Source organism: Sporomusa malonica (genome assembly GCF_900176355.1).
GTDB classification, from domain to species: Bacteria; Bacillota; Negativicutes; order Sporomusales; family Sporomusaceae; genus Sporomusa; species Sporomusa malonica.
The window spans coordinates 204,992-220,974 of the sequence record NZ_FWXI01000005.1 but is presented as its reverse complement, the minus strand read 5'-3'; the positions used below and the strand labels follow the sequence as shown (position 1 = coordinate 220,974).

Below are 15,983 nucleotides of genomic sequence, written 5' to 3'. Positions count from 1 at the left end.
ATGGGGATAGATATGCTGTTTAAAATTGCTGGGGTGGGTATCTTAATTTCAGTTTTTCACACAGCTTTGAAACAGGCTGGTAAAGAAGACATGGCTCATTTGTGCACGCTTGCCGGCTTTGCCATGGTGTTGCTCTGGGTAGTGCAACTGTTGGGCCGGCTGTTTAACACCGTCCAGGATGTATTTAAGTTGTTCTAAGGGGTGTAACACCATGGAAATCATACAAATTATCGGTCTAGGGTTTGTTGTTACGCTTTTAATTTTAATCATCAAACAGCAGCGGCCCGAGCTTGCTGTACAGCTTGGCTTGGCACTATCGGCCATCATTTTTTTAATGGTGCTTAGCAAACTTAACGTTGTGCTAGATTTATTCCGTGATTTAGCAGAAAAGGCCAACATCAGCCAAATGTACTTAAATACCATCCTTAAAATTATCGGTATTGCTTATGTCACAGAGTTTGGAGCTCAAGTATGCCGGGATGCCGGCGAAGGCGCAGTAGCTGGGAAGATCGAATTTGCCGGTAAAATATTGGTTATGGTTATGGCCGTCCCTATAATTGCATTGGTACTGGAAACAATCGTGAGACTCATTCCTTAAGGTGGAGTGCACGTGAAAAAGTTAATTATTACAATATTAGTATGTATTTTTGGTATTAATATCGCTTGGGCAGCACCTGATGTTAGTCCAGATTTGCCGATAGATTTGCTGGACAGTTCATCAGTTAATAATGTCAATCATTTTATTCAGGTAGTCAATAAAGAGCTGAATGAAGATATACCGTTATTGACTACTGAAACAATCAAAGACATTGCGACTAAAGGACTTGCTTTCAACTGGCAAACCATTGCTAATAAGCTGATTTCCTATTTATTTAAGGAAATAGCAATTAATATTCACCTGATGGGGAAACTGCTTTTTTTGGCAGTGTTATGCGCGCTGCTACAAAATCTGCAGAATTCATTTGAACAGTCGACTATTTCCTTACTGGCCTACAGCGTATGCTTTATCTTCTTATCGGTGATCGCGTTGAGTGCCTTTTATCAGGGACTGACACTGGCCAGAGAAACTGTAGGCAATATGGTCGGCTTTATGGAAGCACTATTGCCATTGTTGTTATCCCTATTAGCCGGGGTAGGTGCGTTAACATCAGTGGCGTTGTTTACTCCGCTTATGCTGCTAGTTGTCAGTGTGACAAGTGTCCTTGTTAAAGACATTATTTTACCGTTACTATTCTTAACGGCTATTTTAGAGTGTGTCAACTATCTCTCCGGTAACTATAAGCTTAGCAATTTGACCGGAGTACTCAAACAGGCTGGGATGATGACACTAGGTTTAGTATTGGTAATATTTATTGGTATTGTCAGTATCCAGGGAGTGGCTGGCAGTGTTGCTGATGGATTGACCTTGAGAACGGCGAAATACGCAACCGCTACTTTTATACCTGTAGTCGGCAAAATGTTTGCCGACACTGTCGAGTTGGTTATGGGTGCATCGCTGCTTTTAAAAAACGCAGTAGGTATCTTCGGAGTATTAGCAATTGCCCTATTGTGTGCGCTGCCGCTCGTAAAACTGATTTCGCTGGTAGTAGTGATAAAGATTGCCGGGGCTTTGATCCAACCCATGGGAGATGAAAAAATGGCCAAGTGCCTGGATGCTATGGGCAATAATCTGCTCTTGGTGTTTGGTGCGTTATTAACAGTTGCATTGATGTTTTTTTTAGTAGTGACTATGATTATCGGTGCCGGCAGTGTTGCCATGATGTTGCGTTAGCGAAGCCTTTGCGGTAGGTGATGATATGATAGATTCTATTACTGTATGGGTAAAAAGTATTATATTTGTGGTATTATTTGCCTCGTTTTTGGAGCTTTTACTGCCAAACAACAGTATGCAGCGCTTTATAAGGGTGATTATGGGTTTGTTTATCATGCTGGCTATTTTAAATCCAATCATCAGTGTTATTGAAACTAGGCTGACAGAAGATCAAATTCCAACATTAGCAACTCGGGCTGAAAGTGATTTATCTGATGGTAACATTTTGAGCGCAGCCAATCATGTTACCGGTAAACGCAATGAATTGGCCCGTGAGCTGTATATAAGAGACTTATCCAAACAAATTAGGGCAACAGTACTGGCCATCGACGGTGTCGCTGATGCTAAAGTAACAGTAGCTATCGCCGATGCGGCTCAGCAGGAAAATGTGGGTAAAATCAAGAGTGTAGTAGTTTATATTGAACCAGGAATTATTGCCGATGAACGAAAAATTGCCAAGGTTGTAATTAGACCTGATGTAGTTGAGACAACAAACAAATCAGACAAGTTGTCTCAATCAGTAATTGACAAAGTCAAAAGGGCAGTAACTGAGTTATATCAGCTTAAGTCTAATCAAGTTGAGGTTAAACGAAAAAATTAGGAGGTAAAGGGTTATGAGTGCGTTAGGAACTTCCCTGAAAGGATGGCTGTCTGGAGCCAAAAAGGTTGTGCCTGGCCAACTTCTAAAAGATGGTGTGCTAAATGCCAGGCTGATATGGCTCGGATTGCTTGGTATTATGTTATTGGTAGTTGGTGGAGTATATGAACCAGTTTCGGAAAGGCCTAAGCAGTATGCTCCTGTTGAAACAGCTAAAAATGCTCCAGCTATTGGGCGTAGTTACGAAGAAGCATTGGAAAGCAAACTAGCCAACCTGTTGGCACAGGTTAAGGGAGCCGGTGCTGTATCTGTAAGCATAACGTTGGAAACCGGTGGTATGCAGGAGCATGCTAAAAATATTACAAAAGAGACTAAAACTGTACAGGAAAAAGATAATACCGGCGGCATCCGTACAACAACTGAAACCAAAGAGTCGGAGCAAATATTATTAAGCAAAGAAAACGGCGCCGATCGGCCGGTAACGGTAAGGGAATACAAGCCGTTAATTAAAGGTGTGCTAATTGTCGCTGAAGGAGCTTATGATTCAGCGGTTAAGGCTAATCTGACCAGAGCTGTAGAATCCGGTTTAGGAATTCCTCCGTATAAAATTACAGTTCTGCCGCAGAGAAAGTGAGGTAAAAAGAACATGAGAATAATTTCGGTTTTTTCGTTAAGTAAAATTGGGAAACTTGCCATTTTTGTAGTACTTGCAGGCATACTTTCACTCATTATCAGTGGTGCCTGGAACTGTGCACAGGATATACTCCAGACGAGAGCCGACCGATCGAATGCGATGCAGGTAACTAAACCGGTAGTTCCTGATCAGGTTGTGCCTGCAATGGCTCCCGACTTTTTTACTGAATATCGGCTTGAACGTGATAAAATCAGAAGTGAACGCTCAGACCTTTTACGTGAAATTATAAAAAATGCTAAAACCGAGGATTCTAAGCAGCAGGCTCAAGAAAGCATCCTTAAAATGACACTTGAAAAGCAACGGGAAGCTGAAATGGAAAACTTAATTAAAGCCAAGGGGTTTGGGGATGCCCTGGTATTTGTTCGCGATAACTCAGTCAGTGCAGTCGTTAAGACGACAGCACTGACTCGGGAAGAAGTTATCCAAGTGGCAGAAGTAATTAGTCGCACTGCTGGGGTTAAGCCGGAAGATATTACTGTTAGTGCCAAACCATAAGTGGAGCTTGTCGGCTCCCCTTATTTTTTTCGTCTAAAATTGTAAAATTGGAAAAAGCTTGGTATAATAATAAAGTTATAAGATATCTATATATATAATAGAATTTAGTAATCAGGAGATTTTTTTTGGGGGGGTTGGAATGGAAAAGCGAGAGCGTATGGAAAAAACTGAGCATAATGATGTAGGTTCTATTCGGATTGCTGACGAGGTTGTTGGCATTATCGCTGGGCTTGCAGCAACCGAGGTAACCGGAGTCGCTGGGATGAGTGCTGGCTTAGTAGGCGGCATTGCAGAGATGTTGGGCAAAAAAAATCTTTCCAAAGGCGTTAAGGTTGAAGTCGGTGAACGCGAAGCGGCAGTAGATCTATATATTATTGTTGAATATGGTGTACGTATTCCCGATGTAGCACTAAAAGTCCAGGAAAATGTTAAACGGGGTATTGAATCCATGACAGGCCTGGATGTTGTCGAAGTTAACATCCATGTCCAAGGTGTAGGATTTTCTCCAGAAGGTAAAGAAGAAGATATTAGGGTAAGATAATTGGGAGAGGCCAAGGAAAGGAGAACACTATGGGGATCATTGACCGCATTATCCTATCTATTTATACATTTTTACTGGCGTTTTTGTCATTTGCTGTTATTCTCCTGTCTTTACGCCTTATTCCTTTGGAATGGGCGGGGACGAGCCTTGCACATGTGTATGGTCAATGGGAAGCTTCGCTGGTTGGTGCAGTGTTTTTTCTGGTGAGCATCAGACTGCTTTTAGCTGGTCTTCGTTCCCGTAAAGCGAAAGATACCATTGTTCATCATAATGATATGGGGGACGTGCATATTTCCCTCGATGCAGTAGAAAATTTGGTAGAGAAGGTAGTACGGCACATGCGCGGCGTTCGCGGAATCAAGGTAAATGTGGCGCTTGCTGCTCAAGGGATTACAGTACGTATAAAAGCAATCGTAAGCCCCGAGAGTCATGTTCCAACTGTGGCTGGTGAAATACAAAAGCGCGTTCATGAATATATCAAAAACACCGTAGGAATTGAGTTGGCTGATGTTCAGGTCATAGTGGAAAGCATCAGCAATGATTTCAAAGCAAAACAGCGTGTTGAATAGGGGTGGCGGTATTGAATTCAAAACTATTTGAAGAAATCTGGCAGCACCATAGCGGAAAACTTCTAGGGGTGTTGTTAGGCTTTCTCTTTGGCATTCTTGTCATAACTTTTGGTTTTTTCCGTACACTATTTGTAGTTTTCTGCGTTGTGGCCGGTTATGTAGTTGGTAAACGTATTGACCAAAAAGAAGATATCATGGAAATATTAGATAAGCTGCTGCCACCTGGTTACAACCGGTAGAAGCTTTAGAAAGAGGGAAATTATGAGCCGCAGAAAGGCCCGTGAAATGGCTGTTCAAGCTTTATTTCAGTTAGATTTTAATTCAGGCGTTACCAATGACGAGGCGATCAACTCAGTATTTAGTGAGCGGGAAGATATTAATGAGAGCACCAAGCTCTATGCCAAATCGTTGGTAGAAGGCACATACTATAACTTAGCTGCCATTGATGAATACATATCCGAGTTATCACGGGAATGGAAAATTGATCGTATGGCCGGTGTTGACCGCAATATAGCCAGAATGGCTATTTATGAAATGAAATATAGTAACGAGCGACTGCAACCAGGCGTGGCTATCAATGAAGCTGTTGAATTAGCAAAAACTTTTGGTACAGAGGACTCCAGTCGCTTTATTAACGGAATATTGGGGTCAATTGTAAAGAATAAAGAACTGTCATGAGCTATACGTTAGGAATAGACACTAGTTGCTATACTACTTCAGTGGCTATATTGGATGAGCAGGGGAAGCTTGTTGCTGACTGCCGGAGAATCCTGAAGGTTAAAACCGGTAGTCGAGGACTTCAACAATCAGAAATGGTGTTTCAACATACACGTAACTTGCCAGAACTGTTTGCTGAGGCATGCTGCAGTATTGCCAAACCAGTTCATTTTAAAGCGATCTGTGTGTCCGCTTTTCCTCGACCGCTACCTGACTCTTATATGCCCGCATTTTTGGTCGGAGAAGGCTATGCTAGGGTATTGTCGCTGAGTCATAATGTACCGCTTTATCGCATCAGTCATCAGGAGAATCACATTTTTGCCGGGATATGGTCTGCAGGCGGCCCACAGGCAGCTGCTTTCTTGGTTGTCCACTTATCTGGTGGAACGACTGAAATTGTGAAAGTATCGCCGGATATAGTCGCAACAAATTCAGGAAGGCTATCGATGGAGATACTTGGCGGCAGCCAAGATATTCACGCTGGTCAACTTGTTGATCGAATAGGGGTTCTTCTGGGGTTGCCTTTTCCCGCTGGAGCACAGCTCGAGGCTCTTGCGGCCCCTAATCGTGACCAAGCTGTTAAAGTACCGGTAACTGTCAGAGATGCCTCTGTCAGTTTTGCTGGGCCGGAAACTTACATCCGCAAGCTTGTTGCCCAAAGCACTGATATGGGGGGGATTGCCGCCAGTGTGGAACTTTGTATTGCCCGCGCTGTGACTGCTATGATAAAACATGCAGTTACCCATACTGGTCTTGCTGAGATATTATTGGTGGGCGGAGTAATGGCTAACAGATTTATCCGGCACTACCTAATAGAGCAACTGGAACATCAGGGCGTGGCTCAATTATACTTTCCGGACAATATTTATAGCCCCGATAATGCAATCGGCGCTGCTTACTTTGCGCTAATCTCGTAATAATTGCCTTGCAATTCACCATAGCTGCCTCCTTTGCATATGATACATAAACCATATGCCGGGAGGTGACACCATGGTACCCTATATTCTAGCAGGCGCAGTCATCGGCTCAGTTGTTGGACATCTGATTCCCCCTGGATATTTCTTTTGGTTCGTGGTGGGAAGTGTAAGTGGATATTTAGCACAACGCTATTTCGGAGCCAGATTTTAATTGCCATATCTTCTTTACCCAGACTTATGTCTGGTTTTTTTTGCATTTATAGGTTATTATTATAAAGAAATATAAGAAAACACGGCTTGCGCCGAGCCAAAATTATCATGTATATAATCAGGTGGAATAAATATGAGCAATATATATACAGTCAGTGACCTTACTAAATATATTAAAGGTCAGTTTGATCGGGACGCTAAATTAGTTTCGATTTTCATCAGGGGTGAGTTATCTAATTTCAAATGTCACTATTCGGGCCATTGTTATTTTACACTTAAGGATTCCGGGTCTCAAATAAAAGGGGTAATGTTTAAAAGTCGGGCTCAATTTTTGAAATTTGAACCAAGGGATGGGCTTAAGGTAGTCGCGTATGGTCAGGTTACAATATTTGAAAGAGATGGGCAGTACCAGCTATATGCGGACCAGTTAATACCTGATGGTGTAGGTGAGCTAAATCTTGCCTTTAATCAACTTAAAGAAAAACTGGCAGCAGAAGGTTTATTTGACGAAAGCCGCAAAAAAACGCTTAACCTTTTGCCAAGAGCGGTAGGCATCGTAACATCCCCCACAGGCGCGGCTCTGAGAGACATTATTACAGTCGCCAAACGGCGACACCCAGGTATGCCGCTTATCCTATATCCGGTTCAAGTTCAAGGCCTTGAGGCGCCCGGGCAGATCGTACAAGCTATTCAAGCTTTTAACAGCCTTAATAACGTAGATGTTATTATTGCCGGTCGTGGTGGAGGTTCAATTGAAGAATTGTGGGCCTTCAACGATGAGCGAGTAGTACGGGCCATTGCAGAATCTAACATCCCAATTGTATCGGCTGTCGGACATCAAACAGATTATACATTAGCCGATTTTGCAGCCGACTGCAGGGCAGCAACGCCTTCACAGGCTGCCGAACTTGTTGTGCCTGATATTCATGAATTGAAGCGGTACATAAAAACACTGCAAACCATGCTGGAAAATAATATACGGACTTACATTAAAGAGCAGCGGCAAGTGGTTCGACAGCTCAGAGATAACAAAGTATTTCTGCAGCCGGAAAAGTTTTTCGCTGACAAAAGGCAATTAACAGACTTGTATGTTGAAAGATTGGGACAAGCAATGCGAAAAATTATTCTCTCCAAACAGCATACTTTAAAAATTTATGCTGAGAAGTTATCAGTGCTAAATCCACTTGATGTTCTAGGGAGAGGCTACAGTCTGGTGCGTACCGCCGAAGGAAAAGTTGTGAACAACACCAGCCAGGTAACACCAGGTCAGCCGCTGGAGATTATTTTAAGACAAGGCCGATTGGATGTTGGAGTCATTCGGGCAAGGGAGGACAAAAATGGCTAGTAAAGCAAGTAATAAGCAAAATAATGTATGTTTTGAGGACGCTCTTGGCAAATTAGAAGTAATTGTAAAACAATTAGAAACAGGTGATCTGTCGCTGGAAGAAGCGTTAGATAAATTCGGCCAAGGCATCTCGCATGCCAAGCTGTGTTTTGAACGTCTCAATGTGGCAGAAGCACAAGTGGATAAAATACTGCAGCAGGAACAGGGCCGTTTGGTTGAGAAGCCACTTAATTTGGTGGAGGGTGATTGATTGTTATGACAGAAAATTCACTCAGCCAATACTGCCAGAGTAAAATTAAACTGATTGATGAGGCTCTATCTGAGCATATCCCTGGTAACGCCTATCCGCCAGGAATTTATGATTCTATGCGCTACAGTCTGTTTGCAGGCGGAAAACGATTAAGGCCGATAATGCTTATGGCTGCGGCTGATGCTGTTGGCGGCCAGGGCTCTAATTATCTGCCTGTGGCCTGCGGCCTAGAGATGATCCATACTTATTCGCTGATTCATGATGATTTACCGGCGATGGATAACGACGATTACCGGCGCGGTAAACTCACCAATCACAAGGTATATGGCGATGGTATGGCTATTCTGGCAGGTGACGGGCTCTTAACAGCCGCTTTTGGTACAATGTTGTCACAGCCTAATGTTGATTCAGCAATATTAGTCAGGGTAGTTAAAGAAATAGCCGATGCCGCCGGAGCAGCCGGAATGGTCGGCGGTCAAGCGGTTGACCTTGCATCAGAAGGACAAACTATTGATGCAAAGACTTTGAAGTTTATGCATCAGGCCAAAACCGGAGCCTTATTTAAGGCCGCCCTGCGAGCAGGCGCCCTGCTAGCTGGAGCCAGTGAGAAAGAAGTTGGAGCACTCACATATTACGCCGAGCAGTTTGGTCTGGCCTTTCAAATTACTGACGATATTCTTGACGTGGTCGGCAGCCAGGATAAGATCGGCAAACCGGTAGGCAGTGACATTAAAAATCACAAAGTAACCTACGTATCACTCCACTCGCTTGATGGCGCTAAACAATTAGCACAGAAGGCGGTAGATGATGCACTTGGTAGCTTAAGCGAGTTTGGAACAGAAGCAGCGATATTACGTGCGTTAGTGGAGTATTTAATCATTCGTGAAGCCTGAGGTGTAGATTATGGCCGAATTTATGGCTGGAATCGGAAAAAATATTATATTGATGACAGCCATTACTGCATGGTTTACGGCACAAGTGCTAAAAACCATGACTTCTTACTGGCGGCATGGCTCGTTTAATGCAGAGCGGCTTGTTGGTGCCGGTGGTATGCCTAGTTCGCATACTGCGTTAGTGGTGAGTCTGGCCGTTGGTGTTGCACTAAGGCAAGGTCTGGATTCAGATTTGTTTGCCGTAGCCGTTGTATTGGCTGGAATCGTTATGTATGATGCTGCTGGAGTACGCCGAGCTGCAGGCAAGCAAGCTAAGGTAATTAATAAATTAGTACGTGAAATGCGGGTCGAACACAAAGTACGGGATACCCGACTTAAAGAGTTATTAGGGCATACGCCGCTTGAGGTGTTGGGTGGAGCCGTTCATGGTACTTTGATTGCTTATGCGTTTTATGTATTTTATAGATGAATGTTAGTCTTTAAATATGCTATAATATGTTTGGGAAAATGGACATCACCATTACACCAACCTAACTGACGCTGTCAGGGAAAGCGGGGAACTTAGTTTGGGGAAACTGCTTGATGGCATTAATGGGCCACAAGACCTTAAAAACTTTTCTATGGGCCAACTAGAAAAGCTCGCAGGGGAAATCCGCGAGCTTCTTATACATACAGTATCTGCTAATGGAGGACATCTAGCACCTAACCTGGGTGTTGTGGAGCTGACGCTTGCTCTGCATAAAGCCTTCGACAGTCCTAAAGACAAGTTTATTTGGGATGTAGGACACCAGGCCTATGTACATAAAATTTTAACCGGCAGACGGGAAACCTTCTCTACACTCAGAAAAACCGGTGGTATTAGCGGTTTTCCTAAAAGATGTGAAAGTCAGCATGATGCTTTTGGCGCCGGACATTCGAGCACCTCAATATCCTCAGCTTTGGGGATAGCGTTGGCTCGTGATATCTCAGGCGATAAATATAATGTAATCGGCGTAATTGGTGATGGCTCACTTACTGGCGGACAAGCGTATGAAGCGCTTAACCATGCCGGTCATCTCGGTATAAATCTCACAGTTATCTTGAATGACAATGAGATGTCTATTGCTAAAAACGTGGGTGCGATGTCAGAATATCTGGCAAAAATGCGCACCGCTCCTACATATTCGAAAGTCAAACATGACCTAGAATATTTACTGCGCCGCATTCCAGCGATTGGTGATACTGTTGCCAAAACGGCAGAACGGGTAAAAGACAGCTTAAAATATCTTTTGGTTCCAGGGATGCTGTTTGAGGAATTAGGCTTTACTTATTTTGGGCCAATTGACGGCCATAATATTCCCTCAATCTTGGATGTGCTTGATAAAACCAAAAGTGTTCAAGGCCCAGTTCTTATTCATTTACTGACACAAAAAGGGAAAGGGTATACGCCGGCAGAGTGTAACCCTGACAAGTTTCACGGCGTAAATCCATTCTGTATTGAAACAGGGGAAGTCATAAAAACAGAAGGAGCGCCCTCCTATACCCAGGTATTTGGTGATACCTTAGTCAAACTAGCTGAGCAAAACCCTAATATTGTTGCAATAACGGCAGCTATGCCTGAGGGAACAGGCCTAAAAAAGTTTTGTGCCAAATACCCTAAACGGTTTTTTGATGTCGGCATTGCCGAACAGCACGCCGTTACCCTGGCGGCTGGTATGGCTACCCAGGGAAAGAGGCCGGTAGTTGCCATATATTCCACTTTTATGCAGCGCGGCTATGATCAGATATTGCATGATGTCTGCCTACAAAATCTTCCGGTTATATTTATGTTAGACCGGGCCGGTATAGTTGGCGAAGACGGGGCAACACACCACGGTGTATTTGACTATTCTTTCTTACGGCATATCCCAAACATGGTAGTCATGGCTCCCAAAGATGAAGATGAACTGCAGCACATGTTGTATACTGCAACCAAGCTTAATGAGCCTGTTGCTATTCGTTATCCACGAGGCAACGGTCTTGGTGTAGAGTTAAAACAGGAATTTACTAGACTTGAAATTGGGAAGGCTGAGGAACTGCAGCCAGGCAAAGACGTAGTTTTCTTGGCTGTTGGCACCATGGTAGAAACATGCCGTTCTGCAGCCCGCCTGTTAGCCGAAAAGGGTATTGCTGCCAGTGTAGTCAATGCACGGTTTGTCAAACCTCTGGACGGACAGGCTATCCGCCAGTTAGCAAGGGATATTGGTATTATTGTTACTGTTGAGGATAATGTTTTGGCCGGTGGGTTTGGTTCGGCGGTACTTGAATATATTAACTCGCAGAATCTCAATTGGGTAAAGGTGCTGCGGCTCGGCCTGCCTGATAAGTACATTGAACATGGTCCACGCAGTTATTTACTGACCCAGTATGGATTAGATAGTCAGGGAATTACCACAAGTGTCGAAGCTTTTGTTCGTCAGTTTGGAGCAAAGAAATGACAGGAGAGCGTACAAAAGAGCGTATTGATATTTTATTAGTGGAAAGAGGATTGGCAACCAGTCGTGAACGTGCTAAAGCTTATATCATGGCTGGATTGGTAACTGTTGATGGCCAAAAAACAGATAAAGCGGGAACTGTTGTGCCTATAACCGCCAACATAGCTGTTCATGGGGACAGCATTGGCTATGTCAGCAGAGGCGGACTTAAGCTGGCCAAAGCGCTGGAGCAGTTTCGTCTTGAATTGACAGGCAAAGTCATGGCCGATGTTGGTGCGTCTACAGGTGGCTTTACTGATTGCGCTTTGAAGAATGGTGCCGCAAAAGTTTACGCCATTGATGTCGGCTACGGTCAATTGGCATGGTCGCTGAGAACAGACGAGCGGGTCATCAATATGGAACGAACCAATATTCGTAACGTAAAACCGGAGGATTTGGGCGAACAATTAGATTTTGTCTCAATTGATGTAGCCTTTATCTCACTTGATAAAGTGTTACCTGTAGTAAAGACATTATTGTCACCGCAGGGGACAGTAATAGCGCTAATAAAACCGCAGTTTGAGGCAGGACGGGAAAAAGTCGGCAAAAAGGGTGTTGTGCGGGATCCTGCTGTTCATCGTGAAGTTATTAACAATGTTGTACATATGGCTGAGTTACTTTCCCTTAACCCATTAGGACTTACTTTTTCGCCGGTGACAGGACCAGAAGGCAATATTGAGTATCTTTTATATCTAACAAATGTTCCGGCCAATGCTGCAGTAGACGAGGCAATCATTGCTGCCGTTGTCGCTGACGCCCATGCCAATTTGACGGGATGACGGAGGAATACGGCGTGTTGACTGTAGGGCTGTTTCCCAACACCAAAAAACAAAGCATCAGTACTGTGTTGGGGTGGATTGTTCAGTATTTTAAAGAACGAAATGTAAGAGTGGTTTTGCCAGAAGATGCTGCTTTAGAACTGAAGTGTTCTCACTTAGCTGGAAAATTGGAATGTGTGAAGAATGATATCACATTTGGTATTACCTTAGGCGGTGACGGAACACTCTTAAATACTGCTCGGGAGATTGCGCCGTTCGGTATCCCTGTCTGCGGCGTAAACATGGGGAACTTGGGGTTCTTGACTGAAATTGAGCTGCCTGATTTAAGTTCAGCATTAGACAGGCTGGTTCGTGGCGATTATTATATTGAGGAACGTCTTATGCTGGATGCTGTTGTTATCCGTAAAGGCAGTCCTATCTATATCTCACCTGCGCTTAATGATATTGTTGTTGCTAAAGGCGGGTTTTCCCGCATGATAAAACTAAAATTGTTTATCGATGAGGAGCTTACCGCCGAATACCCTGCCGATGGGCTTATTATTGCTACTTCCACTGGTTCAACGGGCTACTCTTTATCCTCAGGCGGCCCCATCGTCAATCCTAAGCTGAAAGTAATTGTTATTACTCCCATCTGTCCGCATACGTTGCATTCTCGTGCGTTGGTCATTTCTGAAAAGGAAGAGATAAAAGTGCGGATGCAAGCGACTCATGATGATATTGTTCTTACTGTTGACGGTCAAACCGTGTACAACTTACTGCCTGATGATACCGTTGTTGTCAGGCGCTCGCCTTTCCGTGCACGTTTTATCCGGTTTACCGGCAAGAGCTATTATGAAACCTTGCGAACGAAATTAAGACGAGGCGACCGGGATGGAAATTGCTAATGCAGTGGTAATGGCCCAACGATTTTTAAGCCCAAGGCTGGCTGCGGCTTCTCTTGTTGTTGATGCTACAGCCGGTAATGGTAAAGATACTCTATTTCTGGCAGGCAATATACCCCACGCGGCTGTCGTATTGGCGTTCGATATTCAGCAGCAAGCACTAAGTAAAACACACGAGATACTAACTAAATATGGGCTTGAGCACAAAGTCCGCCTTATTTTAGACAGTCATGCGCATATAACTAAGTATATTAACCAGCCAGTAGATGCAGCTATGTTCAATCTGGGCTATTTGCCAGGGGGAGACCATGCTGTAAGCACTTACCCAGATGCTACCATAGAAGCAATAAGCCACACACTACCGCTGCTACGTACCGGTGGCATCGTTACTATTGTCGCTTATCCAGGTTATGATCATGGCAGGCTCGAATGTCAAGTTGTTCATAAGTATTTAGCTGGTTTAAGTCAAAACCAGTTTGCGGTTGCCTGCTGGTCAATGGTAAATCAGAAAAATAGTCCGCCGGTTCTATACATAATCGAAAAAATAGGGAGTGAATAGCTTGAAAGCTCTACGTCACTCGAAAATTAAAGAAATAGTGGATCGCTATATTATTGAGACTCAGGAAGATTTGGCAGAAGCTCTAAGCAAACAAGGTATTGATGTTACGCAGGCTACCGTTTCGCGTGACATTAAAGAGCTTATGCTCATTAAGGTTCCAACAGGCGATGGACGGTATCGATATGCTTTTCCGCCAGAACAGAATATTATTATGTCGCAAGCTCGTCTTGAGCGTACTTTTCAGGATTCAATGGTAGCTATCGACTCCAGTCAAAATATTGTTGTTCTTCGTACCCTACCCGGCACAGCTCAGGCAGTCGCTTATACCATTGACTATGTAAAATGGCCTGAGATTATCGGCACTGTAGCTGGTGATGATACTATTTTTGTATTGGTAAAGCCTATGGATGCTGTCCCACAAGTTATTTCTAAATTCCAGTCGTTAATGGGTAGTGGGATAGGCAGGGAGAGGTAGGAAATGTTAAAATCACTCACTGTCATCAATTTTGCGCTTATTGACAGCGCTCATGTGGAGTTTGTACCTGGCCTTAATATCCTGACCGGAGAAACAGGGGCAGGCAAATCTATTTTGATTGATGCCTTGTCAGCGATTATTGGTGGAAGAGCCTCTGGGGATTCTATCCGTTCAGGGGCTGATTATTTCCGTGTAGAGGCAGTTTTTGACATAACAGGTGTGAGTTCTATTCTGAGCCTTTTGGACGAACAGGGGATTGCGATTGAAGATGACGGCACCTTAATTATTGCCCGTCGCTTGACCAGGCATGGCAGGAATGCTATTCATATCAATGGTTGCCAGGTAACGCTGGCCGCTTTGCGGAAGCTGGGTGAAATGCTTGTTGATATGCATGGTCAGCATGAGAATCAAGCATTATTAAAACCTGAGGTGCATCTGATGCTTACTGACGCTTTTGCGGACGGCATCAAGCCTAAACTGGATCAATATCGCCGTGCATATAAGGTCTGGCTAGGAGCTAAAAATGAGTTGGCCTCGCTTGCTCAAGACTCGCGGGAACGTGTGCAGCGAGAAGAGATGCTTACCTGGCAAACGCAGGAGATTATCGCTGCAAGTCTAACGCCTGGGGAAGAGGAAAAATTGGAGAGCCAGGTCAAGGTTTTGGCCAATGCGGAAAAAATTATCAACGCAGTATCCCGTTCGTATTCACTCTTAAGTCAGGGAAATAAGGGTTTTAGCGGTATAGTATCCTGTCTTGCTGATATTAAAAACGATCTCGAACTGGTGGCTCGCTATGACCAGAAGATTGAACAGCAGTTAACTGTTGTGACTGAATCACTCTATCAATTAGAGGAAACCATGGGTGAGCTTAGGGATTACCGCGATAATATAGATTTTAACCCTGCTAAATTGGCTAAACTGGAAGACCGGCTTGATGTAATCCACAAACTTAAGAAAAAATATGGGGCAACAGAGGAAGAGATACTAGCCTATTATGAACGTGCTGCAGCAGAGCTTGCTGCAATTACGCATTATGATGAGCGTTTAAGCAAGCTTGAGCAGCAGGAGCTCGAATATAAGCTCAAAGTAGAGCAACTGGCCGCCGAACTTGACAGCCTAAGGCGTCTGGCCTCCCAGGAAATGGGACAGCAAATATCAGTCCATTTGGCTGATTTGGGAATGCCCAAAGCGCAGTTTACGGTAGATGTTAAACGCAATGAACAATATACTTTGAACGGCGCTAATGATGTTGTTTTTTTATTTTCAGCAAATCCAGGAGAAGAACCTAGGCTATTACATAAAATTGCATCAGGTGGCGAGTTATCACGCATCGCCTTAGCGATAAAAACGGTGTGTTCAGAGCGTGAAGAAACAGCAACCATGGTATTTGACGAAGTGGATGCTGGGATTGGCGGACAAACTGCGCAAAGGGTAGCTGAGAAAATTGCCAGAATTGCTGCGTTTGACAAGCAGGTACTATGCATTACTCATCTGCCGCAAATTGCGTCCATGGCCGATTGCCATATTTATATTGAGAAAATAGTTGAAGATGAACGAACAAATACACAGGTAGCCAGACTGAATTCTGACGCCCAATTAAACGAATTAGCTAGAATGGCATCTGGCGATATCACACAACTTTCCATTGATAATGCAGCTCAGATGCTCGAAATGTCTAAGCTAAAAAAAGCAAATTGGAAATATAAAGCGTAAGCGTGAGCTTGCGCTATTTTTATCAAGAAAACGGTGAAAATTCAG

Annotated in this window: 22 protein-coding genes; all 22 read left to right on the top strand. The window is 43.9% G+C overall.

Annotated elements, in window-relative coordinates; all coding sequences use genetic code 11:
* The 22 genes from spoIIIAC (at window position 1) to recN (ending at window position 15,938) form a co-directional block, all read left to right on the top strand.
* On the top strand, window positions 1–198 hold the full coding sequence (gene spoIIIAC, locus B9A22_RS07795) for a stage III sporulation protein AC (protein WP_084575150.1): 198 nt from the start codon (window positions 1–3) through the stop codon (window positions 196–198).
* A gap of 13 nt (window positions 199–211) precedes the next feature.
* Window positions 212–598 carry a stage III sporulation protein AD gene (gene spoIIIAD, locus B9A22_RS07790; RefSeq protein WP_084575149.1) on the top strand — a complete coding sequence of 129 codons (387 nt, stop codon included), beginning with the start codon at window positions 212–214 and terminating at the stop codon, window positions 596–598.
* A 12-nt stretch (window positions 599–610) separates the two neighbouring features.
* Complete coding sequence (gene spoIIIAE / locus B9A22_RS07785; RefSeq protein WP_084575148.1) at window positions 611–1,771, top strand: stage III sporulation protein AE; 1,161 nt, start codon at window positions 611–613, stop codon at window positions 1,769–1,771.
* A 25-nt stretch (window positions 1,772–1,796) separates the two neighbouring features.
* Complete coding sequence (gene spoIIIAF / locus B9A22_RS07780) at window positions 1,797–2,411, top strand: stage III sporulation protein AF (RefSeq protein ID WP_084575147.1); 615 nt, start codon at window positions 1,797–1,799, stop codon at window positions 2,409–2,411.
* A gap of 13 nt (window positions 2,412–2,424) precedes the next feature.
* Window positions 2,425–3,042, top strand: coding sequence for a hypothetical protein (locus B9A22_RS07775; RefSeq protein ID WP_084575146.1), 618 nt, complete (start codon window positions 2,425–2,427; stop codon window positions 3,040–3,042).
* 12 nt (window positions 3,043–3,054) lie between these two features.
* Window positions 3,055–3,597 (top strand): SpoIIIAH-like family protein, encoded by a 543-nt coding sequence (locus tag B9A22_RS07770; protein ID WP_139796199.1) that lies wholly within the window; start codon window positions 3,055–3,057, stop codon window positions 3,595–3,597.
* 139 nt (window positions 3,598–3,736) lie between these two features.
* Window positions 3,737–4,138: an Asp23/Gls24 family envelope stress response protein gene (locus B9A22_RS07765; protein WP_084575145.1), complete on the top strand. Its 402-nt coding sequence runs from the start codon at window positions 3,737–3,739 to the stop codon at window positions 4,136–4,138.
* Between the two features lie 29 nt (window positions 4,139–4,167).
* Window positions 4,168–4,707 carry an alkaline shock response membrane anchor protein AmaP gene (amaP, locus tag B9A22_RS07760; protein ID WP_084575144.1) on the top strand — a complete coding sequence of 180 codons (540 nt, stop codon included), beginning with the start codon at window positions 4,168–4,170 and terminating at the stop codon, window positions 4,705–4,707.
* A 2-nt stretch (window positions 4,708–4,709) separates the two neighbouring features.
* Window positions 4,710–4,946, top strand: a complete 237-nt coding sequence (locus B9A22_RS07755) for a DUF2273 domain-containing protein (RefSeq protein WP_245823881.1) — start codon at window positions 4,710–4,712, stop codon at window positions 4,944–4,946.
* Window positions 4,947–4,968: 22 nt separating this feature from the next.
* Window positions 4,969–5,385 carry a transcription antitermination factor NusB gene (gene nusB / locus B9A22_RS07750; RefSeq protein WP_084575142.1) on the top strand — a complete coding sequence of 139 codons (417 nt, stop codon included), beginning with the start codon at window positions 4,969–4,971 and terminating at the stop codon, window positions 5,383–5,385.
* Window positions 5,382–6,341: a Kae1-like domain-containing protein gene (locus B9A22_RS07745; protein WP_084575141.1), complete on the top strand. Its 960-nt coding sequence runs from the start codon at window positions 5,382–5,384 to the stop codon at window positions 6,339–6,341. Before nusB ends, B9A22_RS07745 begins: the two co-directional genes overlap by 4 nt.
* 73 nt (window positions 6,342–6,414) lie before the next feature.
* Window positions 6,415–6,552 (top strand): hypothetical protein, encoded by a 138-nt coding sequence (locus B9A22_RS25310; protein ID WP_176215434.1) that lies wholly within the window; start codon window positions 6,415–6,417, stop codon window positions 6,550–6,552.
* Window positions 6,553–6,684: 132 nt separating this feature from the next.
* Complete coding sequence (xseA, locus tag B9A22_RS07740; protein WP_084575140.1) at window positions 6,685–7,896, top strand: exodeoxyribonuclease VII large subunit; 1,212 nt, start codon at window positions 6,685–6,687, stop codon at window positions 7,894–7,896.
* Window positions 7,889–8,146, top strand: coding sequence for an exodeoxyribonuclease VII small subunit (gene xseB / locus B9A22_RS07735; protein WP_084575139.1), 258 nt, complete (start codon window positions 7,889–7,891; stop codon window positions 8,144–8,146). Before xseA ends, xseB begins: the two co-directional genes overlap by 8 nt.
* 5 nt (window positions 8,147–8,151) lie before the next feature.
* On the top strand, window positions 8,152–9,039 hold the full coding sequence (locus B9A22_RS07730; RefSeq protein WP_084575226.1) for a polyprenyl synthetase family protein: 888 nt from the start codon (window positions 8,152–8,154) through the stop codon (window positions 9,037–9,039).
* A 10-nt stretch (window positions 9,040–9,049) separates the two neighbouring features.
* Window positions 9,050–9,508 (top strand): divergent PAP2 family protein, encoded by a 459-nt coding sequence (locus B9A22_RS07725; RefSeq protein WP_084575138.1) that lies wholly within the window; start codon window positions 9,050–9,052, stop codon window positions 9,506–9,508.
* A 97-nt stretch (window positions 9,509–9,605) separates the two neighbouring features.
* Window positions 9,606–11,495, top strand: a complete 1,890-nt coding sequence (gene dxs, locus B9A22_RS07720) for a 1-deoxy-D-xylulose-5-phosphate synthase (protein WP_084575137.1) — start codon at window positions 9,606–9,608, stop codon at window positions 11,493–11,495.
* The gene (locus tag B9A22_RS07715) at window positions 11,492–12,310 is read left to right on the top strand and encodes a TlyA family RNA methyltransferase (RefSeq protein ID WP_084575136.1); all 819 of its coding nucleotides are present in this window, start codon (window positions 11,492–11,494) and stop codon (window positions 12,308–12,310) included. The genes dxs and B9A22_RS07715 overlap by 4 nt, the downstream gene beginning before the upstream one ends.
* A gap of 14 nt (window positions 12,311–12,324) precedes the next feature.
* Window positions 12,325–13,194: an NAD(+)/NADH kinase gene (locus B9A22_RS07710; protein ID WP_084575135.1), complete on the top strand. Its 870-nt coding sequence runs from the start codon at window positions 12,325–12,327 to the stop codon at window positions 13,192–13,194.
* Window positions 13,181–13,750, top strand: a complete 570-nt coding sequence (mnmM, locus tag B9A22_RS07705; RefSeq protein ID WP_084575134.1) for a tRNA 5-(aminomethyl)-2-thiouridylate-methyltransferase MnmM — start codon at window positions 13,181–13,183, stop codon at window positions 13,748–13,750. The genes B9A22_RS07710 and mnmM overlap by 14 nt, the downstream gene beginning before the upstream one ends.
* 1 nt (window position 13,751) lies before the next feature.
* Entirely contained in the window at window positions 13,752–14,225 is a 474-nt protein-coding gene (argR, locus tag B9A22_RS07700; protein ID WP_084575133.1) for an arginine repressor, read from the top strand.
* 3 nt (window positions 14,226–14,228) lie between these two features.
* Window positions 14,229–15,938: a DNA repair protein RecN gene (gene recN, locus B9A22_RS07695; protein WP_084575132.1), complete on the top strand. Its 1,710-nt coding sequence runs from the start codon at window positions 14,229–14,231 to the stop codon at window positions 15,936–15,938.
* The last annotated feature ends 45 nt before the right edge of the window (window positions 15,939–15,983 follow it).